The organism is Brevundimonas sp. Br13 (assembly GCF_055391505.1).
In genome coordinates this window covers 3,110,995-3,136,055 of sequence record NZ_AP044008.1, presented here as the reverse complement: position 1 = coordinate 3,136,055, position 25,061 = coordinate 3,110,995, and the positions used below count along the sequence as shown (strand labels likewise).

The window sequence follows — 25,061 nt, the reverse complement described above, 5'->3', positions numbered from 1 at the left end:
CCCCTTCGGCGCATCAGCGACCGTCTGTCGCGGCTAGATGGGCGAGGTTGAGGCAAGGCTCAAGGGGGCGGGGCTTATTCCGGAACGGATCGCAACGTCAAAAATCCTCCCCCTCTGGGGGAGGTGGCTCGGAGCGCAGCGGAGAGACGGAGGGGGCGCTGCGGCGTCGCGCCCCCTCCACCCCCGCGCAAGGGCGCGGCGGTCCCCCTCCCCCAAGGGGGGAGGAATGGGGGAGGAATGGCGTCTCTCAGCGGTCCCAATCCCCGACCGCCGCCTGCCACAGGCTCATGGCGGCGATGGCGGCGGTGTCGGCCCGCAGGATGCGGGGGCCGAGCGAAACGGCGGTGGTGAAGGGCAGGGCGCGGAGCCGTTCGCCCTCCTCGGGCGAAAAGCCGCCTTCGGGGCCGATCAGTATCGCCCATTTGGCGGCCGGAGGAGACGCCTGGGTCAGCGCTCGGATCGCCGGCGCCCCGCCGGTCTCGTCGCAGAACATCAGCCGCCGCCCGGCCTCCCAATCGGTCAAGACGGCGTCCAGCTTGATCGGATCGTCGATGCCGGGGACGTCCAGGCGGCCGGTCTGTTCGGCGGCCTCCTCGGCGATGGCGTCCAGCCGGTCCAGACGGATGCGGTCCGCATTGGTGCGTTTCGTCAGCACCAGCCGGACGCGGCGGGCGCCCAGTTCGGCCGCCTTCTCGACGATGGTCTCGACCCGGGCCTTCTTCACCACGGCGACGATCAGCTCCAGATCCGGGCCGAGCGTCTGGGGTCGGGTCTGGGCCTCGGCGCGCAGGATGACGCCCTTCTTCAGCACCTCGGCGATCGAGGCGCGCCATTCGCCGTCGCGGCCGTTGAAGACCAGCAGTTCGTCGCCCGCCTTCAGCCGCATCACCTGGGTCAGGTAGCGGGACTGGTCCAGGGTCGGGGCGACGGCGGCGCCGGGCGACAGGTCGCCGGTCACATAAAGACGTATCATGGGTCAGGTCTCGATCGCCGCAGGGGCTCAGCTGCTCATCATGTCCTGGGCGAACTCCAGGTCCATCTTCTTCATACGCTTGATCTCGTCGCGCAAGCGAGCCGCCTCTTCGTGCAGGGACTCGGTCAGGTTCTCGGCCCTCTTCTTGGTCACGGTGGCGACCAGGGCGCGGCGGCCGGCGCGGCTTGCCGGAGGATGACGAAAGATCAGGGGATAGCTTGGCCGCCGAGATGAATACCCCCCACGCCCAACTGAACCGCGTCCTCGACCCGGAGGCGTCCTTCCTTCTCCCCTTGCGGGAGAAGGTAGCCCGCAGGGCCGGATGAGGGGTCGGTTCGGCGTGGACCGTCAGGGCTGGTGCAACCCCTCATCCGACCTCCCCTCGGGACAAGCCCGAGGGTCGCCCACCTTCTCCCGCAAGGGAAGAAGGAGTCCCACCTCCCCCCCCTCCGGCACGCCCACCGCCCGGCGCCACTCCTGCGGGTGCAGACGCGCCATCTCTGCATCCAGTCGGTAAAGCGGCCTCAGCGCCCCGTCCTCGTCCCAGAACGCCTCGGCCCAGACATACCCCATCTCCACCGCCCGTTCCCGGTCCCGCGCCGCCGCCTCGGGGCCCAGATGGTCGGCGCGCCAGCGATACAGCCACGGAATATGCCAGTGCGGCGCCCGCATCAGCCGCTCGTCCTTCATCGCCTCGACCAGACATTCGGCCAGCGCCCGCGCATCCGCCAGGCGAGCCTCGAAGGCGTCGCGGCGCGTCTGCACATAGGCGCCCCAGCCCTCGGCCGGCTCCACCGGCCCCGCCTTCGGCTCGGGCCGCGCCCAGCCCTCCGCCTCGCGCCGCTTCCACAGGGCGTGCACCCCCACATCATACCGCCGCGCCACCGACCGCGCCGTCTCCCCATCCTCCCACGCCTTGCGCACCTCGGCCCAGACGGCGTCGGATCGGATCTTGCGGTGAATGCCCTGGCTCATGCCCCACGGCCTAAACCCCCGTTACGCCAAACCCGGACGCAACTCTCTCTTCCTTCTCCCCTTGCGGGAGAAGGGATCAGAACGGGGATGGCGGCCCAGGGCCTGACCCGCGCCTCCTTTCGTCATCCTCCGGCGCGAAGCGACCGGGGGACCCAGCGGCGCCGAAGGCGAAATCTATCCGCCGCACACTGTCTGAACACCGAGTCCGCGACAGTTTCGCGCTCTCGCGCACCGCTGGGTTCCGGGTCTTCGGGCCAAGCGGCCCTTCGCCCGGAATGACGAAAGATGAGGGATGACGTCAGGCGAAAATCTGGTCTTCAAGCACGATCAGCCATAGCCACCCGCGCTCAACTTCCCCCTTTCGTCATTCCGGGCGAAGCGCAGCGGAGACCCGGAACCCAGCGGCGCCGAAGGCGAAATCCATCCGACGCACACTATCTGAACACCGAGTCCGCGACAGGTTCGCGCTCCCGCGCGCCGCTGGGTCCCCCGGTCTGCGCCGCGAAGGCGCGGCTTGCCGGAGGATGACGAAAGATCAGGGGGATGGCTTGGTCTGATTAGGGGTCAGAAGGACGCCCGCCACGCCTCCGGCGTCAGCACCACCGCGCTTTCCAACGGTGGCGCGAGGACGAAGAATTCCGGCCGGACGGGCAAGCTATGCACGCGGTAAAGCCGCCATGCGTCAGGCCGCTCCTGCGCCACCTCGCATTCCGTTCGGGTGAGGAAGAAGTCCGTCGATGCGCCGCCACGCGTGGCCTTCACCTCGATCAGTCGCTCACGACCATCCGTCGGGTCGAAGCTGCGAATGTCGTATCCGGCCCCGTCTCCGCGCTCTTGCGACGTCCATTCGACCTTCGTCGCTAGATCCGCCCGGTCATGGGCGATCAACTGGGCGCGTTCGTGATGGAAAATCCGCTCCTCGCCTAACAAGCCAAGCTGCCGGTTCCGCTGATCGCGAGCTGCTGGATCGAATTTCCGAACCAGTCGCGACAGACCTGCGGGTCGTCGGGGCCTCTCCGCGCCGAGGGGAGGGGCCGAGGTCATCAGCAGGGGCGCCGGGGCAAACACGGTCGAGGGCTCCGACACCCCGCTTCCATACGTCGGCTGTTCGGTCGGTTGGGCCCGCAGGGAGTCGCGCAATGGCATCCCGATGTCCCAAGCGGCTGGATTCTGGTCGAGATGGCGTTCCAGTGCGGAGAAGATGGCCTCTTGGTAGTTCGGCCGACTACCGAAACCATTCAGCTTGGGCATGCCCAGTTCGGTCAGGACGGCGGAGATGTTTCCGTACTTCTGACCGACCGAGCCGACTGTGCGGCCGATCTGCTGTGACAAGGCCTTGGCATGGTGCAACTTGACCAGCGGACGACCAGAGACGGCGTCGTCGAGCATGGCGAAATAGTCGGCGACGATGAGGTCCAACTCCTCATCATCCCAGTTGCGGCCATATTTGACCTGATCGACCAACCCAGTCTCCCCACCAACCTTAGGTTAGTATGACGGCGACGGTCTTTACCAGGGCGCTAATCGCCCTTCCTTCTCCCCTTGCGGGAGAAGGTGGCCCGCAGGGCCGGATGAGGGGTCGGTTCGGCGTGGATCGTTAGGGCCGGCGTGACCCCTCATCCGACCTCGCTGCACTCGGCCACCTGTTGGCTACGACTTTCTCCATGTAGTGGACGAGATCGCCGCATGAGAAAGCCCGTGGCGGTTTCCCGCCACGGGCCATAGTCAGATCATCATTACGGACGCGGCGGGAAACCCAACGGCAGCATCGCAGCCATCGGACAGACCCGATAGAACGCGCTGCGCTTGAACTCGCTGATCCGCCCCTGATTGACGCCAAAGTAGGCGGCAACGGTGTGCTGATAATAGCGAAGGCTCAAAGCCAACTTGATGATGGGGTAGTCGGTATTATTAAGGTGCTTCGACATGTTCGTAGTTCTTTCTGTAAAAAGAACCCACGCTGCTCCGGCGTCTAACCCGACATAATGACCGTGTTACACGCCTTCGCTTGACGAAGCCGTCAAGGAATGTAATTTCAAATTGGAAGCGAAAGACACTCCTCTCTGGCTTTGCCCCTGCGCGGGCGGTTTGAGATTGGGCTTTCGAAGCCGGTCGCGTCTGAACCACGCGGCCGGTTTTTCTATGCCCACCCGCCATTTTTCATAAGCCGCCGTTCCGGGCAAGGGCTTTTTGTTACGCGGGTGCATTTTTTTGCCTACCCGGTTAAGTAACTATGGACATTAGTGCGGTTAACACCGTGTTACACGCACTGTTGCGACAAACAACGCGTTAACGCCGTCGTTAATGCGTTTCGAGTTTGCGGACTTTCACGTTTGTTTTGAAACTTGTCTAACTCAACGCGCTTTAAAGCGTTTGTTCGTGCAAATCCAACGGGCCGCGATATGCGGTTAGTTCAACAACATCGATAAGAGTATCGTTCGGCATCGTCATCGGCATCGTCATCATGTCGTTGTCAATCCAACGGAAGCGTTCGCCGAAGCCAACCTATATTCCGCCTGTAGCGACGGGCATGATCCAATCAGAGATATCGTACAAAAGCGCGTTGGCTTTGAGTGCGCTCTGTAAAGCGCCTCCCTTTCAATTTCGCTGAATAAACGCATCCAGCGTATCGCTTTCGCAATGGGCTCTGTGCGGTTCGCGTGTCCATTCAGCCGATCGTTGGATTTCGCTTCGACTGTCGCTCTTTCGACAGCGACGAGTTGGATTTGTCTTTAAAGGCGTTCGGCGGCGCTAGGCGTTCCGGCTTTCCATCTGGTCGAGCAGAATTTTCGTGCGGCGCTTATAGTCCGTCTGTCGGTCGAGCAACGAAGTAACTTCGGACTTGGGCTGTTGGGTTCTTCGGCGATCTTGGCTTCCCGCAGGAAAAATTCGAGCCAGCCTTCGATTGGTTTGAGCAGATAGGGGCGGATGAGGGGGCGGTTCAGCGGTGAGATCATTAGTTGTTCGCGCCGGCGTGACCCCTCATCCGACCTCGCTGCGCTCGGCCACCTTCTCCCGCAAGGGGAGAAGGAAGCGGGATCGCGCCCCTACAACCGCCCCTTCCTAAACGCCTCCGCCTTCTCCGCCGCCGCCTCCCTGCGCCACTTCTTCGGCGCCGACTTGTCCACCGCTTCGCCCGCCCCCGTCAGGGCCTCGTTGGCGAATTCCAGGTCCAGCAGCTTCATGCGCTTGATCTCATCGCGCAGGCGGGCGGCTTCCTCGAACTCCAGGTTGGAGGCGGCTTCGCGCATGCGGCCTTCGAGGTCCTTGAGCGCGGCCTGGAAGTTTGAGCCGACGAAGGGTTTGGAGGCTTCGGCCACGCCGGGGCGGGTCAGGCGGTCCATCTCGCGGGACTCATAGGGGCTGTCGAGGATTTCCTTGATGTCGCGCTTGACGCTTTCGGGCGTGATGCCGTGTTCGGCGTTATAGGCCATCTGGCGTTCGCGGCGGCGGTCGGTCTCGGCGATGGCGCGCTCCATCGAGCCGGTCATGCGGTCGGCGTAGAGGATGACGCGGCCGTCGACGTTGCGCGCGGCGCGGCCGATGGTCTGGATCAGGCTGGTCTCGGAGCGCAGGAAGCCCTCCTTGTCCGCGTCCAGGATGGCGACCAGGCCGCACTCGGGGATGTCCAGCCCCTCGCGCAGCAGGTTGATGCCGATCAGGCAGTCAAAGGCGCCCAGACGCAGGTCGCGCAGGATTTCAATCCGCTCCAGCGTGTCCACGTCTGAGTGCATGTAGCGGACGCGGATCCCCTGCTCATGCATATATTCGGTCAGGTCCTCGGCCATCTTCTTGGTCAGGGTGGTGACCAGGCTGCGATAGCCCTTGGCCGTCGTCGCCTTGACCTCGTCGATGACGTCGTCGACCTGGTTGCGCGTGGCGCCCGAGACGGGGCGGATTTCGACCGGGGGGTCGATCAGGCCGGTGGGACGGATGACCTGTTCCACGAAGACGCCGCCGGCCCGCTCCATTTCCCACGGGCCGGGGGTGGCCGAGACGTGGATGGTCTGGGGGCGCATGGCGTCCCATTCCTCGAACTTCAGCGGGCGGTTGTCGATGCAGGAGGGCAGGCGGAAGCCGTATTCGGCCAGGGTCGACTTGCGGCGATAGTCGCCGCGGAACATGCCGTTGATCTGGCCGATGGTGACGTGGCTCTCGTCCACGAACAGCAGGGCGTTGTCGGGGATGTATTCGAAGAAGGTGGGCGGCGGCTCGCCGGGGGCGCGGCCGGTCAGCCAGCGGGAATAGTTCTCGATGCCGGCGCAGCTGCCGGTGGCCTCCATCATCTCCAGGTCGAAACGGGTGCGCTGCTCCAGCCGCTGGGCTTCGAGGAGTTTGCCGTTCTCGACCATCCAGTCCAGCGTCTCCTTCAGCTCGGCCTTGATGCCGGTGATCGCCTGGTTCAGCGTGGGGCGGGGGGTCACATAGTGGCTGGCGGCGTAGACGGTGATCTCGTTCAGGTCGGCGGTCTTCTTGCCGGTCAGGGGGTCGAACTCCTGGATCGCCTCCAGCTCGTCGCCGAACAGGCTGATGCGCCAGGCGCGGTCCTCCAGGTGGACCGGGAAGATTTCGATCACGTCGCCGCGCTTCCTGAACATGCCGCGTTCGAAGTTCAGGTCGTTGCGCTTGTACTGCAGCGCGATCAGGTCGGCCCGCAGCTTCGCCTCGTCGATCTGGTCCCCCACCTTCAGCGTGAAGGTCATGGCCGTATAGGTCTCGACCGAGCCGATGCCGTAGATGCAGCTGACGCTGGCCACCACGATCACATCATCCCGCTCCAGTATCGCCCGCGTCGCCGAGTGCCGCATCCGGTCGATCTGCTCGTTTATCGAGCTGTCCTTCTCGATATAGGTGTCGGTGCGCGGGACGTAGGCCTCGGGCTGATAATAGTCGTAATAGCTGACGAAATATTCGACGGCGTTGTCCGGGAAGAAGCTCTTGAACTCGGAATAGAGCTGTGCCGCCAGGGTCTTGTTGGGGGCCAGGATCAGGGCCGGGCGCTGGGTCTGTTCGATGACCTTGGCCATGGTGAAGGTCTTGCCCGAGCCGGTGACGCCCAGCAGCACCTGATCCCGGTCGCCCGCCTCGGCCTGGGCCACCAGTTCGGCGATGGCGGCGGGCTGATCGCCGGCGGGGGTGTATTTCGTCTCCAGCCGAAAGCGCCCGCCCTTCTTGGCGCCTTCGCGCGAGGGGCGGTGCGGAACCCAGTCGGCCGGGGCGGCGACCGGCTCCTCCGGCGTCAGGCGCGGACCCGTCACCGGGGCGAACATCGGCATTTTCCCGGTGTCGCGAATGAAGGCGGCCGCCGCCTCCCGCACGCCGGGATCGGGCACATGGACGGGCTTTGCGGAGACGGGCTTGGCGGGCTTGGCCGCAGCGGGCTTCGGCGTCGAAGAACGGTTCATGAACAGAACTTAGTGCGGCGACTTCAAGGGCGCCAGAGAGCCGAAGAGCGCCTGTAGCGCGCAGAATGTGGCGCAGGCCGGCCAAAAAATGGCGATAAAACGTCACTACGCGAAAAGAACATGCTTCGATATGCCGCGACGTGGCTGCTGTTTTGCGGTTTTTCGTCGCTAATCGTACGTTTGTGCGACTTTTTGGTTGCGGCCCGTATTCCTGATCCTTAACAGAGTCACAGAACTGATACATTTGATGTATCGGTGATATATAACTTTGTTACCCGGCTACCGATCTAAGTAGTGTATCAATACTGTTTGTGAATGGGGCGTATGCGTACTCGTAAAAACACTCTTCTTTCTTCGACGATTGTCGGGGGATTGGCCGCTTCTATCTCGGTCTTGGCCGCTTCTGGCGCCTTGGCCCAGGACGCCGCCGTGGTTCAGGACGGAACGGCGGCCCAGGACGGCTCCGCCCAGGTCGAGGACATCGTCGTCATCGGCTCGCGCATCCGGCGCGACAACTACAATGCGCCCTCGCCGACCCAGGTGGTGACACGCGAAGAGGCGACCCTGCAGGGCTTCGCCTCGACCACTGAGGCGCTGCAAAGCACCGCCGTCACCGGCGGCACGTCCCAAATCAACAACGCCTACGGCGGCTATGTCACCGACGGCGGCCCCGGCGCCAACACCATCGGCCTGCGCGGCATGAGCCCGAGCCGGACTCTGGTGCTGCTGAACGGCCGTCGCGTTTCGCCGGCCGGTTCGCGCGGTTCGGTCGGCGCGGCTGACCTGAACGTCCTGCCGACCGCCATGATCGACCGGGTCGAAGTCCTGCGCGACGGCGCCTCTTCGGTCTACGGCTCCGACGCCGTCGCCGGGGTGGTCAATATCCAGACCCGCCAGAACTTCGAAGGCCTGGTCTTTGAAGGACAGCGCAACGAGCCGCTGGAGGCCAATGGCGCGGGCGGTTCGACCCGTCTGTCGCTGACCGCAGGCGTTCGTGGCGATCGCTGGCGCGCCGCCGGTTCGATCGAGCGCTACGAGCGCGACGAACTGACCCTGCGCGACCGCGAGTTCACCCGTTGCCAGACCGACGGCTTCCGCAACGGCCAGGACTATATCGACCCGCTGACCGGCCAGTCGAAATGCTATCCGGTCACCACGACCGGCTCGAACGGCGTGACGATCAACACGATCGCCACGGGCGCTACGACCGGCGTCGCGGCGCCGGGCGCGACCGGCGCGACCTTCAACCGCTGGCGTCCGAACTCGGCCGTCACGACCGGTCTGGTCGGCTTTGAAGGCGTGGGCGGCCCGGGCAACGACCTGAACGTCCGCGACACCTTCGAAGACCGGATGCTGAACGAGTCGCTGATCTCGCCGGTCGAGATCACCACCCTGTACGGCGAAGCCGGCTATCAGTTGAACGCCCTGGGCAATGCTGAAATCTACGGCGAGGCCCTGTTCAATCAGCGCAAGTCGTCGCAAACCGGTTACCGCCAGCTGGCGCTGGACTACGCCGTCGGCAGCCCCCTTATCCCCGCCAATCTGCAGGGCAGCGTCGCCTTTGGCGACCAAGGGCTGAACCAGGGCCAAGACGTCGGCGTGCGCGCCTTCATCGGCTACGGCAACGATCACTCCGAACAGGAAGTCGATTTCGGCCGCTACGTCGCCGGGATCAAGGGCGACTTCTTCGTGCCTGAATGGCGCTATGACGCCTATGTCAGCTATTCGCGGTCCAAATCGACCTACACCAGCGAACAGTTCCTGACCGACAATCTGATCGCCTCGCTGGACGTGGTCAGCGACGGCGCGGGCGGCTTCCAGTGCGCCGCCCTGGCGTCGAACCCCGGCTGTGTCGCGGCTCCGGCACTGACGACCCAGACCATCGGCGGCGTCCTGCCGCAGGACTGGAAGGACTATGTCTTCCGTCCGGTGACCGGCACGACCGAGTTCATCGAGAAGGTCGCCAGCATCGGCATCGACGGTCCGCTGTTCAGCCTGCCCGCCGGCCGCGTCATGGGCTTCTTCGGCGCCGAATGGCGTGAGTCCGAGATCGACGACACCCCGGGCCTGGATAGCCAGCTGGGCAACACCTACAACTATTCGACCTCGGCCATCACCCGCGGTTCGGATTCGGTGAAGGAAGTCTTCGGCGAGATCGAGGCCCCGCTGCTGGTCGATCTGCCTGGCGTTCGCGAGCTGACCCTGAACGGTTCGGCCCGTTACACCGACTATGACTCCTACGGCGACGACACGACCTACAAGGTCGGCCTGGTCTATCGTCCGATCGACTGGATCACGGTTCGCGGCACCTACGGCACCTCTTACCGGGCCCCGGCCCTGTTCGAACAGTTCGTCGGCGCCACCAGCGGCTTCCAGTCGAACTCGATCGACCGCTGCAACGACTACGGCGCGCCGGGCGTGAACCCCAACCGCGTCGCCAACTGCGCGTCCGAAGGCCTGGCCGGCGACTTCCAGTCCACCAACAGCGTCCGGGTGATCACCGCCGGGGGCGCTGAGGCCGGTCTGTCGGCCGAGACCTCGACCAACATGACCCTGGGTCTGGTCGTGCGTCCTCCGATGCCTTCAAGCTGGGGCGACCTGGCCTTCGCCGTCGACTACTATGAGATCGAGGTCGAGAACGGCGTGTCGCGCACCGGCGCAGGCGAAATCCTGACCCGCTGCTACGACTCCAACCCGGAAGACTTCGCCGCCGACGCCGGCTTCTGCCGCCTGGTGTCGCGTGATCCGGCGGACAACAGCCTGACGGTCTCGGACAGCTACGTGAACCTGGCCACCGACAATGTGAAGGGGCTGGACTATACGGTCCGCTATCGCAAGGACGTCGGTCCCGGCACGGCCCTGCTGAACCTGGCGATCACCCAGTACACGGAGATCTCCAACAAGCTGTTCGAGGAAGACCCGCTGGTCGACTACACCGGCATGGTCAACAATCCGGAGTTCACCGGCACCGCCGACGTCTCCTATGCTTGGGACCAATGGCGCGTCCGCTACGGCGTCGAATGGATCCAGGGCACCGACAGCTACGCCTACTATGAGGAAGATCCGGTCACCTCGGACTACGACCTCGCGGTGGACGACTACTGGCTGCACAACGCCTCGGTCCAGTATTCGGCCGACGGCTGGACCGCCACCCTGGGCGTTCGCAACCTGTTCAACGAAAACCCCCCGACGATCTCGGCGGGCGTGTACAACCGGGTCGGCAACGCCCCGCTGTACTCGGGCTACGACTACCTGGGCCGCACGGCCTTCGTGAACCTGACCAAGTCCTTCTAAGGCGACGTCAGCGCGACAAGAACGGGGCGGCGGACTTCGGTCCGCCGCCCCTTTTTGCGATCGAAGCCGATTATACCGTCATGTCAGGAACCAGGGTCCAGATGCGTCGCAGCGGCAGTTCGGCGCGTATGTCGGCTGGAAGGTCATCGTAATGGGTCAGCAGGGCGTCAACGATCTGTTTGCGGTCCCAAAGCCGCACTCGGAAGTACAGCTCATTCACACGTTTTCGTACTGGCGGGCTAAAGCCGGACCAACTGACCAAAAGGCCATGATCGGCATGAACGTCATGGATGCAGCCGATCAGTCCTTGAAGCGTCGGCTGGTCCACCACTATGCCGCCGGACTTGACTTGAACGACAAGCTTGGGGCCGCTCAGGCCGAGGGCGCCCTGGCCTGCGACGATGTCGATGCCTCGATCCGGCCCGGGTGGCGAGACCTCGACTTGATATCCCTGAGTTCCTAAAAGCGCGGCGATCAAGCGCGTGAAGGCGTGGCCGGCGAACTGGCTGGATATGCGCCGCTCGATCTGGTCGCGCGCCAACTCGGCCAGGTCCGCGATATCGGACGTTTCGGCGGCTTCCTCCGCCCCGGTTTCCGGCGTCGATGACGGCTTGGTCGAGGGCAGGGCGGCTGCGCCGGGGTCCACGCCGGTCTCCACAGCGGCGAGCAGGCGCGCCAGCGCCTCGTTGCGGCTGATCTCGCACACCGTCTGCGACGCGCCGAGACTATACAGCAGATCCTGTTTCAGAGCGTCGCGCGGCAGGTCCGTGCGCAGCCATTCGACACGCCGAGTCGGCGCCCCGGCCTCGGTGTGGATATAGCCGGGCTGAAGCCTGCCGACGGCGAGACGGCCGGTGGTCTTCAAGGGCGTCACCACCAGATCGCCTGCAACGGCGACGTTCTTCAACTGGTTCAGCTGAGCGGCCCAGTTGCGCAACGTGCCCGGCTGTTCGTCCGGCAGGGCCTGGTGCAGGATGGAAAGCACCGCCTCGCGCGTGTCGGCAGGCGTCAGGTCCGGCAGCTCCCATCCCGTGACCAGTTCCCCGGTTTCCAGGGCGTGGGCCTCCTGTTCGCCGAACTTGCCGAGCCGCACCATCCATAGTCGAGGCATTGATCAGGTCTCCGTCAAGCCGCGCGGCGCGCGGCATAGGTTCCGCCGGGCAGGGCGCTGATCCAGCCGTAGCGGACCAGGGCGGACAGGGCCTGCACCACCCGCTGTTCGATCCGCTTGCCGCCGCCCTTGAAGGCGCGCGACACGGCGGCGGCGTCCATCGGGCGGTTCGCCGCCTGAAGCACGGCGTGGATCAGGGACATGGACGGGCTTGGCCGCAGCGGGCTTCGGCGTCGAAGAAGGGTCATGAACGAAACTTAGCGCGGGACGGACGGTCTCGCCATAGCGCCGCAGGGCCGCGAGGGTTGCGGGCGGTCAGCCGTCGAGCCGCGCGGCCTCGGCCTCGATCCGGCGGCGCCAGTCCGCAGCCTCGTCCGGGGGCAGGACGGCCAGCATCTTGGGCACATTGCGCTCCATCCGCGCCGCCTTCATGTCCGCATCCCAGGGCCAGACCTCGGCCGCCTGCAACATCTCCAGCGTCCGCCGCAGGGTGTTCACCGCAATGGGATAGGGCACGACATAGGCGGGCGCCGCCGGGGCGGGGTCGCCGAAGAGGTCGGGTTGGTGGTCTCTTTTCGACATCAGCCGCCCGATGTTGACGCACCACGCACCGTCATCAGCCGCACGCCCTTTCGTCCGGCCTCCTCCGCAAGCTCCAAATGCAAACCTTGGAGCAATCGCTGCTCAGCCGAGTGGTAGGGGTCCGGGTCCATGTAGCCCAGTATCAAGACATCCCGCATCTGCTCCTGGCTCATGCCCCGGACATACTGGCGGAGCCAATCTAGCCATTGGGTCGCCAGCGCCTCCACATGGAAGCCGCTGAGGGGGAGCGGGGGCTGGGTATGGCCGAAACGGAGCCGCCAAAGAGCGGCGATCAGATCGTGGGCATCCTGAAGGACGTGATGATCCCAGCGATCCAGCCGAACCTCGTCACCGAGGGCTGTCTTGCCGATAAGCCGTTCGGCGAGTTCAAGACGTCGCTTAGCCTCGTTGACGATGATCGAGAGCGCTTGCCCGTAGGCGTCGTGCTGTTGCAGTTGCAGCGCCGCGTGATCGTCGCCCTCGAACATGGAGCCCACGATCATTCCGGCTGTGCCTTCGTTTCCCGCGCCCCGGCGGGCAGCGTTGCCATCGTGTCTGTGATCTTCACAGTTTCGAGGCTGACCGTCACCACACGCGCCAGCAGATCGATCACCGTCTCCTTGTAGTCGGCGAAGCGGTAGGTGTTGAACTTCTCGCGGATGGTCGGGTCCTTGGGCGTCTTTTCCTTGTGCTGATCCAGCACCCAGTCGATGGCCGAGCGGTTGCCGAGGCGATAGCGCCAGGCCTCGGTCGGTATGCCCGACAACTGGGTGTCGGCGTCCAGCACGACGACGCCCTTGTCCGGATCGGACTTCAGCTTGACCGCCGGGCTCGTGCCCTCGGCCCGTTTGGGATCGGGCGCATCGGTGCGGGTCAGGGCGAAGGGTTCGACGGCCTCATAGCCGATGTGCAGGTCCAGCAGGGCCTGGCCCCAGTCGCGCCAGCGGCGGAAGTCGGGATAGAGGGGAATACGCGGGAACTCACGCTTCAGGTTCAGGGCGTAGGTCTCGCGGTACACGGGGTCGTGCAGCACCGCATAGACATAGGCGAAGATGTCATCCTTGGTGATCGCAGCGGCCTTGCCGTAGCGGTCGGTGAACTGTTTCAAAGCCCATGACGTGATGTTGTCGATCCGATCGTTTCCAACGAAACGGTAGCGCGCTGCTGACTGCGATTTTTCGAGGAAGTCGTGGTTTGGCATTGCGCCCACCGCGAGCGCGGAAAATGGCTTCCCGGCCCCCACGCCCGACACAACGATGGCTTGATTATCCCCCGCGAAAAGCCGCTGCTGAAGGAAGTTCATGCTGACAAGTTCCTTGTCGTTGTAGAACCACTCAGATGTGTACGGTCGCCACATGGCTCTACGCAGAAGTTCAGGATTGAACTTTATCGTTCGACCCTTTTCAGCTTTTTTGGCTAACTCACGATGCCATTTGATACGTTGGTCGCGCTTTCCGCTTTGTGCTGACTCAGAGTAGATTTTGACATAAAAATCCATTCGGCAAGTCAGCGCATCTCTATTTGGATCATAGATCCATTCATCAAGTTTGGGTTGAATACCCATTGAAAACTGATCGAATATCGCTCGCCCATCAGGAACTTTGCGGCCGGAGAACATCGGCAGCTGGCCTCCGCGCTCACCGCCACCCTGCTCAAGCCATTCGTGATCCTGATCAGGTTGAATGGTGCTCAGCGCCAGATTTGAGAGCCCACCCGTCATTGAAATGAAGCTGAGTTTGTCCTCGGCTGTCTCCATCTCGGGCCGCCGCGCATAGCGGATGACGGCCCCGCCCTTGTGGCCCTTCTTCTTGACCAGAAAGACCATGGCGACGCCGGTCTGGATGCCGAAGACATTGTGCTTGGTCCCCGACAGCTTGGGGTTGTCGCGGACGTCGCCGCCCAGGTCGAAGACCCAGATTTCCGCGAACTCGCGGGCGATCACCTTGCGGAACCCGTCGTAGGCGGCCTTAGCGAAGGGTTTGCGGCCGATGATGAAGGCGATGACCCCTTCGTCCTTCACCCGGTCCGAGGCCCAGCGGACGAAGCGGGTGTACATGTCATAGACGCTGTTCTTGTTCTGGGCCGTGCCTTCCTTGACATAGGTGGCGCTGATCCGCTGATCGACCCGGTGGTAGGGGCGGTTGGCGTTGTTCTGGTTGTAGTTTTCCTGCCAGGCGTTGTAGGGCGGATTGCCGATGACGATGCTGATCTTGCGGCTGTTCTGACGCCGCACCCGCTCTGAATTCTCGTCCGAAATCGTGGCGAACAGGTCGTGCTGGTGGCCGGAATAGATGCCAAGCGCAGCAACGTTATCCAGGGTGTCCACGAAGCACAGGCCCGGGAACTCCTCATACTTGCCCACGATGGCGGCGTAGGTCGCCTCGATGTTCAGATTGGCGACGTAATAGGGCAGGATCGCCACTTCGTTGGCGTACAGCTCGGTCAGATATTTGTAGGCCAGCTTCTCCGGCCGCCCCCGGAAATGCTCCATCAGTTCGACGATGAAGGTGCCCGTGCCGGTGGCGGGGTCCAGGATGTTCACGTCCCGGTCGATCAGTGACTTCTTGAAATGCTTCTCGCACAGCCAGTCGGTGCTCTCGATCATGAAGCGCACGATCTCGTTGGGCGTATAGACCACGCCCAGCTTGTCGGCGGCCTTGGGATTATAGACCTTGTAGAAGTTCTCGTAGATCGCCTTCAGGAAGCCCTGCTTTTCCGAATGGGAGCTGATCAGGGCGGCGGTCGAGCGGATGGCGGCGTAATAGGGCTCCAGCGCCGCCAGGGTCTGACGTTTGACGTCGCCGCGCCAGAAGCTGGAATCAAGCGCGTGCAGGGCCTTGGCGACATTGTTCTCGTGGTGGAAGTCGTCATTGCCGAAGACACGGGCGAAGATGTCTTCCGTCAGGATGTGCTGGATCAGCATTTCGCGCACATCGTCGGCCGTCACCGACGGATTGATGGCGGTCTTGGCTTGTTTCAGGAACGCCGCGGCGTCGGCCTGATAGGCGGCGTTGGTCGCCTGGGCCTCGTCAATGCGGCGGCGCAGTTCGGTCAGAACGGCCGGCAGATCGGCCTTGAACTGGGCGATGGCCTTTCTGAACTCGGCGATCTCGGGCCGCTGCCAGCCGAAGAAGAGTTCCAGCAGGCGCTGAAGCTCGGGCCCGTCGTCGGTCTTGCAACGCATGACCTCGGCGCCGTTCTGAATCAGCACGGCCTGGGTCGAATCCTCGAAGATGATGTTGGTGTTGGGGTAGCCGCGCCTGAACTTCTTGGCGATCTCCTCGTCCAGATCGTCGTCCGCGTCCTTGGCTTCCCAATAGCCGAAGGGCACGCGCAGATCGTGCATCAGGGCGCCGTCCACATAGTTGCGGACCTTGGCCGTGGTGATGATCTCGTGCTCGGGGATGAAGACAAGGTTCTGAGACCGGCCCCACTTCTTCAGCAGGTCCTTGAACGCCTCGCGCACTACGGATTCTCGCTGAGCCCCAGAGACGCGCTTCAGCGTCGCCAAATCGTTCAGATATTCCGTGATCAGCAGTTGGCTCATTGACGTCCCCCGGAGTCCGGCGACCTAAGCCCGCTTCGCCCCGGCGTTGCAAGCCTGCCGAAAGGGCGAGGGCTTGACTCCCTCACACAGTATGTCGCATACACTGTGTGTCACACACTATGTGACGCATGGAGACCGGCGGGTGAGTCAGGATGAGGAACTGCTGTTCGAGAGTCTGCGGCTGGAGCTGCGGCGGGGGTCTTTGATCCTGGCGGTCTTGGCCAGTCTGAGGACCGAGCAATACGGCTATTCGCTGCGGGTCGCCCTGAATGCGGCGGGCGTCGAGATGGAGGAGAGCACCCTCTATCCGCTGCTGCGCCGGCTGGAGAGCCAGGGGCTGCTGGACAGCGAATGGCGCGAGGAGGAGCGGCGCAAGAAGCGCTTCTACCGCCTGTCGGCGCGGGGCGAGGTCCTGCTGGCGCGGCTGGCGGCCGAATGGCGGGGCCTGTCGGCCTCGCTGGAGACGATGTTGTGATCATGGGGACTGAGGGAGAGAGCGGGATGGACCTGGTCGAACGGTATCTGAAGGCGGTGGCGGCCCAGCTGCCCAAGGCGACGCGCGACGACATCGTCGCCGAGCTGCGCGACGAGATCATGGGGCGGATCGAGGCGCTGGAGGAACGGCTGGGGCGGGCGCCCGGCGACGACGAGGTCGAGGCCCTGCTGCGCGAGGTGGGCCATCCGCTGACGGTGGCGGCGCGCTATCGGTCCGGGCCCCAGTCGCTGATCGGGCCGGAGCTGTATCCCTGGTGGCTGTTCGCGGTGAAGACGGCCCTGGTGGTGATGGGCTGCGTCACCCTGATCGGTCTGGCGGTGCGGGTGCTGGTCGGTGACATCTATCTGGGCCAGGCCATAGGCCAGAGCTTCGGCGCCCTGTTCAGCGGGGCGGTGACGGTGATCGGGGTCGTCACCCTGATCGGCTTCGTGCTGGAGCGGCAGGAGAAGAAGCCGGACTTCATCGCCAAATGGCGGGTCAAGGATCTGGGCCTGTTCGAACTGGGCGGCGACCTGGACGCCGAGACCTGGCGCGAGCGGCTGGCGCGCGGTCGCGATGCGGCCCGGGCGGCCAAGCCGGGGCCGGCGGTGCGCAAGAGCGCCGAGATGTCGCCCGCCGCCAAGGCCGTCGCCAGCGCCATCGCCTGGGCGGTGCTGCTGCTGTGGTGGACCGGCCTGTTGCCCATGGCCTCGATCCGGCCGGAAGACCTGGCCGGCAGTCTGGACGGGGTCGATTACGGCCGCATCCTGGTCCAGATCGTCGACGCCGCCTATTGGCCCGTGACCCTGTTCGCGGCAGCGCGGGTGGTGTTCGACCTGATGCGAGCGGCCTCGGGCGGCAATGCGCGGCTGACGGCCGTGGGCGACATCAGCTTTGGGGCGGCGGCGGCCTGGGGCCTGTTGTGGCTGTGGTTCTGGTCGCCGCTGAGCCCGGTGATCTGGGTCGGGACGGCGACCGATTTCTTTGATCGGGTGCGGAGCCTGTTCGACCGGACCGGGGACCACGGCGGCGAACTGGCCACCCTGTTGATGATCATCGTGGTCTGGGCCTTCGTCGGCGAGGTCTGGCGCGTCCTGCGCGGCGTGGGGCGGATGATCGTCGGACGGTGTTGAACCTCCGGCCGCCTTCGCCGTTGCAGTTGAAACGGCGGCGACGGGCGGCCGGGTCGGGGCTTAAGCGTGACGTTACAACAGGGTTTGGCCTTCGGCCTGGTGGGGCTGACGGTCGCAGCCTTCATCTGGGGAAGGTTCCGCTATGATCTGGTCGCCTTGGCGGCCTTGGTCGCGGGGCTGGCGATCGGGGTCATTCCGGCGGACGCGGCCTTCGAAGGCTTTTCCAACGACGTCACGGTGATCATCGCCTGCGCCCTGGTGGTCTCGGCCGCCTTCGCCAAGTCGGGCATCGTCGAAATGGCCCTGAAGCGGATTATGCCGTATCTGAAGACCGAACGGTCTCAGGCGCCGGTGCTGACGGCGGCCGTGACCCTGCTGTCCATGGTCACCAAGAACGTCGGCGCCCTGGCCATCATGATGCCGGTGGCGTTGCAGGTCAGCCGACGCACCGGCACCAAACAGTCGCGCCTGCTGATGCCCATGGCCTTCGGCGCCATGGCGGGGGGAATGGTCACCCTGGTGGGCACCGCCCCCAACATCCTGGTCGCCGAGGTGCGCGAGACCATGACCGGCGAGCCGTTTCGCATGTTCGACTATGCGCCCGTCGGCCTGATCCTGACGGCGGCGGCCCTGGTGTTTCTGGCCTTCGGCTACAGGCTGCTGCCCAAGGACCGGACCGGCACCATCGGCCTGTCGGCGGCCCTGTCGGCGAACGCCTATCTGACCGAGGCCCGCGTTCCCGAGGATTGGGTGATGGAGCCGCGACCGATCAACGCTCTGAAGGCCCTGGCTGTGGACGACATCCAGGTCATGGCCCTGATCCGCGATGGCAAGCGCAAGACGCGCCCGCGCGGCAACACCATCGTCCGCCCCGGCGACACCCTGTTGATCAAGGGCGATCAGGAGGCGCTGGAGGGGTTCATCGACGCCGCCAAGCTGAAGCTGGTGCGCGGCGACCGGCCGGTGTTGCTGGAGGAAGCCAAGGACGAGGTCAGTCTGGCCGAGGCCGTGATCGGGGCGGATTCTAAGCTGGTGGGGCAGTCGGTGCGGTCGCTGGATCTGTATGGTCAGCACGGGCTGAATCTGCTGGGCGTGTCGCGCAGCGGCTATGAGCTGACCCAGCATCTGCGGACGGCCAAGCTCCAGGCCGGGGACGTTCTTTTGCTCCAGGGGTCGGAATCGGGCCTGCCGGGGAGACTGGCGGAACTAGGCCTGCTGCCGCTGGCCGAACGGGAGATGCGGCTGGGCGGACAGAGGCGAAAATTCCTGCCCGCCCTGGTCCTGACGGCGGCGATGGTGATGGTGGGCTTCGGCCTGATCCCGGTCTCCATCGCCTTCTTCGGCGCGGCGGTGATCATCGTGGCCCTGGGCGGTCTGAAGATGCGCGAAGCCTATGCGGCGCTGGACGGACCGCTGCTGGTGCTGATCGCCGCCCTAATCCCCGTCTCGGACGCGATCCAGCAGACGGGCGGAGCCGATCTGATCGCCGGCGGACTGCGGTCGGTGTTCCAGGGCATTCCGCCCGTGATCGCGGTGGGTGGAATGATGTTTGCGGCCATGGCGGTGACGCCCTTCCTGAACAACGCCGCGACGGTTTTGGTGGTGGCGCCCATCGCCGCGACGCTGGCCCAGCAGCTGGGCTACCGCCCCGACCCCTTCCTGATGGCCGTGGCCGTGGGGGCGGCGTGCGACTTCCTGACCCCCATCGGACACCAGTGCAACACCCTGGTCATGGGGCCGGGCGGCTACAAGTTCTCGGACTATCCCAAGCTGGGGGCGCCGCTCAGCCTGCTGGTGCTGATCATCGGTCCGCCGGCCATTCTGCTGTTCTGGCCTATGTAGGTCCGCAGAAAGGCGACCGGTCCGGCCGGTCGCCTCCTCCGCAGTCAGGCCGAGCGGGGGGCCGAAGCCGGCGTGCAGGCCAGGCGGCCGTCGTCATTGCGGATCGCCGCGCCCCGGCAGCTGCGGACGCTGAGGGTCGACGAAACGGACTGACCGTTCTTGGCGATGCAGCGGGCGCGCAGCCGATCGCCGTTCAGAGTGATCCCCCGGCAGGTCTCACGATAGGCGCCGACCGGCAGGGCGCGCCCCGAGGCGGCGGGTTCCGGGCTGACCCTGTCCTGGGCGGCGGCGGTGAAGGCGACGAGGACGGCGCCGGCCCCCAGGACGGCGAGCGTGGAAAAAGGTAGGCGAACCAAGGCGTGACTCCCATTGTTTTATAACTGCGCCTCTGCGTGCGCAGGTGAGAGGTTATGTCGCATGGGGTCTCAGCGAAACCCCCCGTTCTCGGATGGAATTCTCACGCTCATCCATGGCCGAAAACCGCGAGACAGGTGCGGCTGAAACGCCCATTCTGCGCCGATGGAACAGACCCTGGATTCGGAAGCCTGCTGGCGGGCGCTGAGCGCCCGCGACGCCCGGTTCGACGGGCGGTTCTTCACCGGGGTCACCTCGACCGGCATCTACTGTCGGCCGGTCTGTCCGGCGCGGACGCCGCGGCGAGAGAATGTGGTGTTCCACCCGACTGCGGCCTCGGCCGAGGCGGCGGGGTTTCGCGCCTGTCTGCGCTGTCGGCCCGAGACGGCGCCGGAGATGGGCGCCTGGCGCGGCACGTCCAACACCGTCAGCCGCGCCCTGGCCCTGATCGAGGCGGGCGCGCTGGACGACGGGGACGCCGAGGCCCTGGCCGAGCGGCTGGGGGTGGGAGAGCGGCACCTGCGGCGGCTGTTTCGCCAGCATCTGGGCGCCGCCCCCGTCAGCGTGGCCCAGACCCGGCGGGTGCTTCTGGCCAAACAGCTGATCCATGAGACCGAACTGACCATGGCCGAGGTGGCGATGGCGTCGGGCTTCGGCAGCGTGCGCCGGTTCAATGAAACCTTCCAGGCCCTGTACGGGCGCCCGCCCTCGGCCCTGCGGCGGCGCAAGGCGGCGGAGGAGGGCGGCGGGCGCGTGACCCTGAACCTGGCCTATCGCCCGCCCTATGACTGGGACTTCGTGTCGGCGGCCTTGGCGGCGCGTGGGGCGGCCGATGAAACCACGGCGGACGGCGCCTGGACGCGGCGGCTGCGCAAGTCGGTGGATGGGACCGAGGGCGCAGTGACGGTGCGCTCCGGCGCGCTCGGCAAGGCTGTGGTCGAGGCCCGCATCGACGAGTTGAAGGCCCTGCCCGGCGTCCTGGCGCGGGTGCGGCGCGTGTTCGACTTGGCGGCCGATCCGGAGGCGATCACGCGCGACCTGTCCGCTGACCCCGAACTGGCGCCGGTCCTGGCCGCGCGGCCGGGTCTGCGTCCCGTCGGCGACTGGATCGACGACGGAGAGGGCGCGCCCAGCGATCGGCTGACCGGCGCCGACGCCGCCCTGACGGCGCGGGCCGAGCGGTGGCGGCCGTGGCGCGCCTATGGAGCCCTGTATTGGAACACGATCAAGGAGATGAGCCATGACTGAACCCGCGACGGCGGCCTCGGACCTGACACTGGATCGGTTCGCTTCGCCTCTGGGCGAGATTCTGGTGGTGACCGACGTGGACGGGGCGGTGCGGGCCCTGGACTTTCACGACTATGAAGACCGGATGCGGCGGCTGCTGCACCGCCACTACGGGCCGGTCGCCCTGAGGACGGGACGAGCGGAGGCGGTGCGTCGGGCGGCCGACGCCTGGTTCGCCGGCGAGCTGAGCGCCTTCGAGGGATTGGAGGTGCGGACCGGCGGCGGGGTCTTCCAAAGATCGGTCTGGGCGGCGCTGCGCACCATTCCGGCGGGCGAGACCTGGACCTATGGCCGGCTGGCGGCGGCGGTTGGCTCGCCCAGGGCGGCGCGGGCCGTGGGGCTGGCCAACGGCGCCAATCCGGTGGCGATCATCGTGCCGTGCCACCGGGTGATCGGCGCGAACGGCGCCCTGACCGGCTATGCCGGCGGGGTGGAGCGCAAACGCTGGCTTCTGGCGCATGAGCGGGGCGCCGACCGGTTCAGCGTGGCGTGAACCGGTCCGGCGCCAAGGCGGCGGGGGTGAAGCGGGCCTGACGCACCGCCCCGTTGAAATAGTTCAGCCGATTGATCCGGCAGCCGACGGAGGCCCGTCCCGGACCCTGGGGCTTGAAGGCGATCGGATGTTCGCCCTGCAAAACGCCGTCGACATAGGACCGGTACATCGTTCCGTCGAAGGTCTGGGCCACATGGAACCACTGTCCGCAGGGGTACAGCCGCTCCGGGAAGATCAGGGTGTGGTTGTAGCCGGGGCCGCGGGTGAAGGCGTCCAGGTACCAGCGGTCGCGCACGACGCGGATTTCGAACAGGAAGCGGGTCTGGGACGGGGGCTGGCCCGCCGGCGCCTCTTCCGCCAGATGGAACCACCGCTGTTCGAAGGCGCCGCCGTCGGGACGGAACAGGGCCTCGAAGGTGAAGGTCTCGGCTCCGGCCAGCGGATGGCTGTCGATGAACAAGGCGTCGTCCACGCCGTCGAACCGCACAGCCCGGCCATAGGGGCTGTCGATCAGGGCCGGCGCACCCTCCACCGTCGTCCGCTCGCCGCCGATGCCGGCCAGCCGGTCGAAGGTCCAGACCGTCTGCCGGGCCGGCGCCCCCGACAGGGTGGCGCAGCCGCTGAGGGCCAGGGCGCCCGCACCCGACAGGACGGCGCGGCGATGGGGAGGGGCGGGATCAGACATGGCGACCGTCTTCCCCTCTGGGTCAGGTCCCGTCAAGGAAGAGGCGGCAGGCGGGGTTGGTGGTTTCATCGACGTAGGGATAGCCGAGGTCGGCGAGGGCGGCGGTCAGTTGAGCCTGTTCTTCGGGCGGGACGCTGAGGCCGGCCAGGACCCGGCCGACGTCGTCGCCGTGGTTGCGATAGTGGAACAGGGTCAGGGCCCAAGCGGGCTGGAGGCTGTTGAGGAAGCGCAAGAAGGCGCCCGGCCGCTCGGGGAACTGGAAGCGCAGGATGCGTTCGTGGGGCAGGCCGACGGTGCGGCCGCCGACCATGTAGCGGACGTGCAGCTTGGCGGTCTCGTTGTCGCTCATGTCCTCGACGGCGTAGCCGCCGGCGCGGAGGGTCGCGATCAGGTCGTCGCGCTCGTGAGGGCCGTTGCGAAGGGCCACGCCGACGAAGATCTGGGCCTGGCCGTCGCCGGACCAGCGGTAGTTGAACTCGGTGACCGAGCGGCCGTCCAGGCTGTCGAGGAAACGGCGGTAGTCGTCGCGGTCGTCCTTCATGGCCACGGCCAGCAGGGCCTCGGCGCCCTCGCCGATCTCAGCCCGTTCGGCGACATGGCGCAGCCGGTCGAAATTGACATTGGCGCCGGAGTTGACGGCGATCAGGGCGCCGGATCCGGGATGGGCTGCGGCCCAGGCCTTGAGGCCCGCAAGCGCCACCGCGCCCGAGGGCTCGGCGACGGCGCGGCTGTCGTCGAAGATGTCCTTGATGGCGGCGCAGATGGCGTCGGTGTCCACCAGGACGATCTCGTCCAACAGATCCCTGCACAGGCGGAAGGTCTCGGTCCCGGCGCGGCGCACGGCCACCCCGTCGGCGAACAGGCCGACCTCGTTCAGGGTGACGACCTCGCCGGCGTCGACGGCGGCCTTCATCGTGGGGGCGTCGACGGGCTCCACGCCGATGACACGGGTCTCGGGGCGCAGGAATTTGAGGATGGACGCAACGCCGGCGGCCAGCCCTCCGCCGCCGATGGGGACGAAGACGGCCTCTATGGGGTCGGCGTGCTGACGGGCGATCTCCAGCCCCACCGTGCCCTGGCCAGCGATCACGTCGGGATCGTCGAAGGGGTGGATGAAGGCGGCGCCGGTCCGGCTCTCCAAATGGCGGGCGTGAGCATAGGCCTCGTCGAAACTGTCGCCGTGCAGGACCACTTCGCCGCCCAGGGCGCGCACGGCGGCCACCTTGATGCCGGGGGTGGTCGTCGGCATGACGATGGTCGAGGGGATGTTGCGGCGAGCGGCGGCTAAGGCCACCCCTTGCGCGTGATTGCCGGCCGAGGCGCAGATCACCCCCTTTGACAGTTCGGCCTGGGACAGGCCGGCGATCTTGTTGTAGGCGCCGCGAATCTTGAACGAAAACACCGGCTGCAGATCTTCGCGCTTCAGCAGGACGGGCCGTTCGAGACGCGCCGAAAGGCGACGCAGCGGATCGAGGGGCGTCTCCTCCGCCACGTCATAGACGCGGGCGGTCAGGATGCGGCGGATGGTGTCTTGCATGGAAATATCAGGCAAAGCGCGGTCGGCAGGAAAGAAGTCGCTGATGCTCTAGGCGATATGGTCGCGGGGCGAAAGGTTCGTGCGCTTACCGAGTGCTGAGCGGCGCTGGTTGAACGGGCGAAGCGGTGCGGGATCGTCGCCGACACGGGTCGAAGGCCCTGCGAAAACACTTGGGGAGCTGATCGACTGAACAATCCGCTTGCGCCCGTCCCCCATCGGCCTACATTGTTTCCGCTTATGCTAACTTTGAGCATAAGGGTCGATGGGAGAGGATCATGGCCGACGGCGCCTTTGGTCTGACGCAGGAACTGGAGCGGGAGACCGCCGGGGTGTGGGCGAAGGTCAAGGACCACGTCACGCCGCTGGAGTGGCCCGAACAGGCCCGGCTGATCAGCGCGATCAATCGGCTGAAGCGCGAGCGCGACGCCGTGATCCTGGCCCACAACTATATGACGCCCGAGATCTTCCATGGGGTCGGCGACTATGTCGGCGACAGCCTGGGCCTGGCCAAGGAGGCCGCGCGGTCGAACGCCAAGGTGATCGTCCAGGCGGGCGTGCACTTCATGGCCGAGACGTCCAAGATCCTGTCGCCTGAGAAGACCGTGCTGATCCCCGACCTGCGGGCGGGATGTTCGCTGGCCTCGTCGATCACGGGGGCGGACGTGCGGCTGATCAAGCAGCGCTATCCGGGCCTGCCGGTCATCACCTATGTGAACACCACGGCCGAGGTGAAGGCCGAGACCGACATCTGCTGCACATCCGCCAACGCCGTTCAGGTGGTGGAATGGGCGGCCAGGGAATGGGGCGTGGACCGGGTCATACTGATCCCCGACGAATTCCTGGCGCGCAATGTGGCGGCCCAGACGACGGTGGCGATCATCGCCTGGAAGGGGCACTGCGAGGTGCACAAGCGCTTCACCGCCCAGGACATCGCCGACATGCGCGACGCCTGGCCCGACGCCGAGGTTCTGGCCCACCCCGAATGCCCGGAAGAGATACTGGCCGCCTCGGACTTCGCCGGATCGACGGCGGCCATGACCGACTATGTCGAACAGCGCCGGCCCAAGCGGGTGGTGCTGATCACCGAATGTTCGATGGCCTCCAACATCAAGGGCGACGTGCCCAGCGTGGAGTTCGTGGGCCCCTGCAACCTGTGCCCGCACATGAAGCGGATCACGCTTCAGAACATCCACGACTGCCTGCTGAACATGCAGTTCGAAGTGACAGTGCCCGAAGAGATGATCGAACGCGGGCGGATGGCCGTGCAGCGGATGATCGACCTGCCGCCGCCGACGATCCCGGCGCGCTATGACATCGTCAAGGCGCGGCATCACGTCGATGTGGAGCTGATCTGAGCGACGCGGCGAT

At 65.7% G+C, this 25,061-nt stretch carries 21 protein-coding genes; 7 read left to right on the top strand and 14 right to left on the bottom strand.

The window, feature by feature from the left end; genetic code table 11:
• Nucleotides 1-247: 247 nt before the first annotated feature.
• The 6 genes from ACZ5M6_RS15600 to uvrB all read right to left on the bottom strand — a co-directional run bounded on the left by ACZ5M6_RS15600 (nucleotide 248) and on the right by uvrB (nucleotide 7,353).
• Complete coding sequence (locus tag ACZ5M6_RS15600) at nucleotides 248-973, bottom strand: 16S rRNA (uracil(1498)-N(3))-methyltransferase (protein WP_464159078.1); 726 nt, start codon at nucleotides 971-973, stop codon at nucleotides 248-250.
• A gap of 27 nt (nucleotides 974-1,000) precedes the next feature.
• Nucleotides 1,001-1,126 carry a hypothetical protein gene (locus tag ACZ5M6_RS15595; protein WP_464159077.1) on the bottom strand — a complete coding sequence of 42 codons (126 nt, stop codon included), beginning with the start codon at nucleotides 1,124-1,126 and terminating at the stop codon, nucleotides 1,001-1,003.
• Nucleotides 1,127-1,321: 195 nt separating this feature from the next.
• Nucleotides 1,322-1,948: a hypothetical protein gene (locus tag ACZ5M6_RS15590; protein ID WP_464159076.1), complete on the bottom strand. Its 627-nt coding sequence runs from the start codon at nucleotides 1,946-1,948 to the stop codon at nucleotides 1,322-1,324.
• Nucleotides 1,949-2,512: 564 nt separating this feature from the next.
• Complete coding sequence (locus ACZ5M6_RS15585; RefSeq protein ID WP_464159075.1) at nucleotides 2,513-3,412, bottom strand: protein NO VEIN domain-containing protein; 900 nt, start codon at nucleotides 3,410-3,412, stop codon at nucleotides 2,513-2,515.
• A gap of 272 nt (nucleotides 3,413-3,684) precedes the next feature.
• Nucleotides 3,685-3,876 (bottom strand): hypothetical protein, encoded by a 192-nt coding sequence (locus ACZ5M6_RS15580; RefSeq protein WP_409612494.1) that lies wholly within the window; start codon nucleotides 3,874-3,876, stop codon nucleotides 3,685-3,687.
• 1,119 nt (nucleotides 3,877-4,995) lie between these two features.
• Nucleotides 4,996-7,353 (bottom strand): excinuclease ABC subunit UvrB, encoded by a 2,358-nt coding sequence (gene uvrB / locus ACZ5M6_RS15575; protein WP_464159074.1) that lies wholly within the window; start codon nucleotides 7,351-7,353, stop codon nucleotides 4,996-4,998.
• A gap of 372 nt (nucleotides 7,354-7,725) precedes the next feature.
• On the opposite strand from uvrB, the gene ACZ5M6_RS15570 reads away from it, so the two are divergent.
• Complete coding sequence (locus ACZ5M6_RS15570) at nucleotides 7,726-10,647, top strand: TonB-dependent receptor domain-containing protein (RefSeq protein WP_464159073.1); 2,922 nt, start codon at nucleotides 7,726-7,728, stop codon at nucleotides 10,645-10,647.
• 70 nt (nucleotides 10,648-10,717) lie between these two features.
• On the opposite strand, the gene ACZ5M6_RS15565 is transcribed toward ACZ5M6_RS15570, so the two are convergent.
• The 5 genes from ACZ5M6_RS15565 to ACZ5M6_RS15545 all read right to left on the bottom strand — a co-directional run bounded on the left by ACZ5M6_RS15565 (nucleotide 10,718) and on the right by ACZ5M6_RS15545 (nucleotide 15,887).
• Entirely contained in the window at nucleotides 10,718-11,758 is a 1,041-nt protein-coding gene (locus ACZ5M6_RS15565) for a restriction endonuclease (RefSeq protein WP_183215034.1), read from the bottom strand.
• A gap of 14 nt (nucleotides 11,759-11,772) precedes the next feature.
• Nucleotides 11,773-11,961 carry a hypothetical protein gene (locus ACZ5M6_RS15560; protein ID WP_464159072.1) on the bottom strand — a complete coding sequence of 63 codons (189 nt, stop codon included), beginning with the start codon at nucleotides 11,959-11,961 and terminating at the stop codon, nucleotides 11,773-11,775.
• A gap of 112 nt (nucleotides 11,962-12,073) precedes the next feature.
• Nucleotides 12,074-12,340, bottom strand: a complete 267-nt coding sequence (locus ACZ5M6_RS15555; RefSeq protein ID WP_464159071.1) for a hypothetical protein — start codon at nucleotides 12,338-12,340, stop codon at nucleotides 12,074-12,076.
• Nucleotides 12,340-12,843 (bottom strand): hypothetical protein, encoded by a 504-nt coding sequence (locus ACZ5M6_RS15550; protein WP_464159070.1) that lies wholly within the window; start codon nucleotides 12,841-12,843, stop codon nucleotides 12,340-12,342. Before ACZ5M6_RS15550 ends, ACZ5M6_RS15555 begins: the two co-directional genes overlap by 1 nt.
• Complete coding sequence (locus ACZ5M6_RS15545) at nucleotides 12,840-15,887, bottom strand: type ISP restriction/modification enzyme (RefSeq protein WP_464159069.1); 3,048 nt, start codon at nucleotides 15,885-15,887, stop codon at nucleotides 12,840-12,842. The genes ACZ5M6_RS15550 and ACZ5M6_RS15545 overlap by 4 nt, the downstream gene beginning before the upstream one ends.
• A gap of 142 nt (nucleotides 15,888-16,029) precedes the next feature.
• Here ACZ5M6_RS15545 and ACZ5M6_RS15540 point away from each other — a divergent pair, with 142 nt between their 5' ends.
• The 3 genes from ACZ5M6_RS15540 to ACZ5M6_RS15530 all read left to right on the top strand — a co-directional run bounded on the left by ACZ5M6_RS15540 (nucleotide 16,030) and on the right by ACZ5M6_RS15530 (nucleotide 19,337).
• On the top strand, nucleotides 16,030-16,362 hold the full coding sequence (locus tag ACZ5M6_RS15540) for a PadR family transcriptional regulator (protein ID WP_182713232.1): 333 nt from the start codon (nucleotides 16,030-16,032) through the stop codon (nucleotides 16,360-16,362).
• A 26-nt stretch (nucleotides 16,363-16,388) separates the two neighbouring features.
• Nucleotides 16,389-17,495 carry an HAAS signaling domain-containing protein gene (locus tag ACZ5M6_RS15535; RefSeq protein ID WP_464159068.1) on the top strand — a complete coding sequence of 369 codons (1,107 nt, stop codon included), beginning with the start codon at nucleotides 16,389-16,391 and terminating at the stop codon, nucleotides 17,493-17,495.
• A 66-nt stretch (nucleotides 17,496-17,561) separates the two neighbouring features.
• Nucleotides 17,562-19,337 carry an SLC13 family permease gene (locus ACZ5M6_RS15530; protein ID WP_464159067.1) on the top strand — a complete coding sequence of 592 codons (1,776 nt, stop codon included), beginning with the start codon at nucleotides 17,562-17,564 and terminating at the stop codon, nucleotides 19,335-19,337.
• A 44-nt stretch (nucleotides 19,338-19,381) separates the two neighbouring features.
• On the opposite strand, the gene ACZ5M6_RS15525 is transcribed toward ACZ5M6_RS15530, so the two are convergent.
• On the bottom strand, nucleotides 19,382-19,693 hold the full coding sequence (locus ACZ5M6_RS15525; protein WP_054766553.1) for a hypothetical protein: 312 nt from the start codon (nucleotides 19,691-19,693) through the stop codon (nucleotides 19,382-19,384).
• Between the two features lie 163 nt (nucleotides 19,694-19,856).
• Here ACZ5M6_RS15525 and ACZ5M6_RS15520 point away from each other — a divergent pair, with 163 nt between their 5' ends.
• Together ACZ5M6_RS15520 and ACZ5M6_RS15515 are read left to right on the top strand one after the other, a co-directional pair.
• Entirely contained in the window at nucleotides 19,857-20,939 is a 1,083-nt protein-coding gene (locus tag ACZ5M6_RS15520) for a bifunctional transcriptional activator/DNA repair enzyme AdaA (protein WP_054766552.1), read from the top strand.
• The gene (locus tag ACZ5M6_RS15515) at nucleotides 20,932-21,471 is read left to right on the top strand and encodes a methylated-DNA--[protein]-cysteine S-methyltransferase (RefSeq protein ID WP_054766551.1); all 540 of its coding nucleotides are present in this window, start codon (nucleotides 20,932-20,934) and stop codon (nucleotides 21,469-21,471) included. Before ACZ5M6_RS15520 ends, ACZ5M6_RS15515 begins: the two co-directional genes overlap by 8 nt.
• Here the strand turns inward: ACZ5M6_RS15515 and ACZ5M6_RS15510 are convergent.
• Together ACZ5M6_RS15510 and ilvA are read right to left on the bottom strand one after the other, a co-directional pair.
• Nucleotides 21,458-22,156 (bottom strand): LamG-like jellyroll fold domain-containing protein, encoded by a 699-nt coding sequence (locus tag ACZ5M6_RS15510; RefSeq protein ID WP_444571412.1) that lies wholly within the window; start codon nucleotides 22,154-22,156, stop codon nucleotides 21,458-21,460. The genes ACZ5M6_RS15515 and ACZ5M6_RS15510 overlap by 14 nt on opposite strands.
• A gap of 22 nt (nucleotides 22,157-22,178) precedes the next feature.
• The gene (gene ilvA / locus ACZ5M6_RS15505; RefSeq protein WP_348684487.1) at nucleotides 22,179-23,693 is read right to left on the bottom strand and encodes a threonine ammonia-lyase, biosynthetic; all 1,515 of its coding nucleotides are present in this window, start codon (nucleotides 23,691-23,693) and stop codon (nucleotides 22,179-22,181) included.
• Nucleotides 23,694-23,968: 275 nt separating this feature from the next.
• Between ilvA and nadA the strand changes: the two genes are divergently transcribed.
• Nucleotides 23,969-25,048 (top strand): quinolinate synthase NadA, encoded by a 1,080-nt coding sequence (gene nadA, locus ACZ5M6_RS15500; RefSeq protein WP_348684486.1) that lies wholly within the window; start codon nucleotides 23,969-23,971, stop codon nucleotides 25,046-25,048.
• The last annotated feature ends 13 nt before the right edge of the window (nucleotides 25,049-25,061 follow it).

Coding starts and splice junctions, on each gene's coding strand:
- ACZ5M6_RS15565 (WP_183215034.1), bottom strand. CDS start 11,758: ATGCCTCGACTATGGATGGTGCGGCTCGGCAAGTTCGGCGAACAGGAG.
- ACZ5M6_RS15545 (WP_464159069.1), bottom strand. CDS start 15,887: ATGAGCCAACTGCTGATCACGGAATATCTGAACGATTTGGCGACGCTG.
- ACZ5M6_RS15515 (WP_054766551.1), top strand. CDS start 20,932: ATGACTGAACCCGCGACGGCGGCCTCGGACCTGACACTGGATCGGTTC.
- ilvA (WP_348684487.1), bottom strand. CDS start 23,693: ATGCAAGACACCATCCGCCGCATCCTGACCGCCCGCGTCTATGACGTG.
- ACZ5M6_RS15550 (WP_464159070.1), bottom strand. CDS start 12,843: ATGATCGTGGGCTCCATGTTCGAGGGCGACGATCACGCGGCGCTGCAA.
- ACZ5M6_RS15510 (WP_444571412.1), bottom strand. CDS start 22,156: ATGTCTGATCCCGCCCCTCCCCATCGCCGCGCCGTCCTGTCGGGTGCG.
- ACZ5M6_RS15520 (WP_054766552.1), top strand. CDS start 19,857: ATGGAACAGACCCTGGATTCGGAAGCCTGCTGGCGGGCGCTGAGCGCC.
- nadA (WP_348684486.1), top strand. CDS start 23,969: ATGGCCGACGGCGCCTTTGGTCTGACGCAGGAACTGGAGCGGGAGACC.
- ACZ5M6_RS15555 (WP_464159071.1), bottom strand. CDS start 12,340: ATGTCGAAAAGAGACCACCAACCCGACCTCTTCGGCGACCCCGCCCCG.
- ACZ5M6_RS15580 (WP_409612494.1), bottom strand. CDS start 3,876: ATGTCGAAGCACCTTAATAATACCGACTACCCCATCATCAAGTTGGCT.
- ACZ5M6_RS15560 (WP_464159072.1), bottom strand. CDS start 11,961: ATGTCCCTGATCCACGCCGTGCTTCAGGCGGCGAACCGCCCGATGGAC.
- ACZ5M6_RS15535 (WP_464159068.1), top strand. CDS start 16,389: ATGGACCTGGTCGAACGGTATCTGAAGGCGGTGGCGGCCCAGCTGCCC.
- ACZ5M6_RS15590 (WP_464159076.1), bottom strand. CDS start 1,948: ATGAGCCAGGGCATTCACCGCAAGATCCGATCCGACGCCGTCTGGGCC.
- ACZ5M6_RS15600 (WP_464159078.1), bottom strand. CDS start 973: ATGATACGTCTTTATGTGACCGGCGACCTGTCGCCCGGCGCCGCCGTC.
- uvrB (WP_464159074.1), bottom strand. CDS start 7,353: ATGAACCGTTCTTCGACGCCGAAGCCCGCTGCGGCCAAGCCCGCCAAG.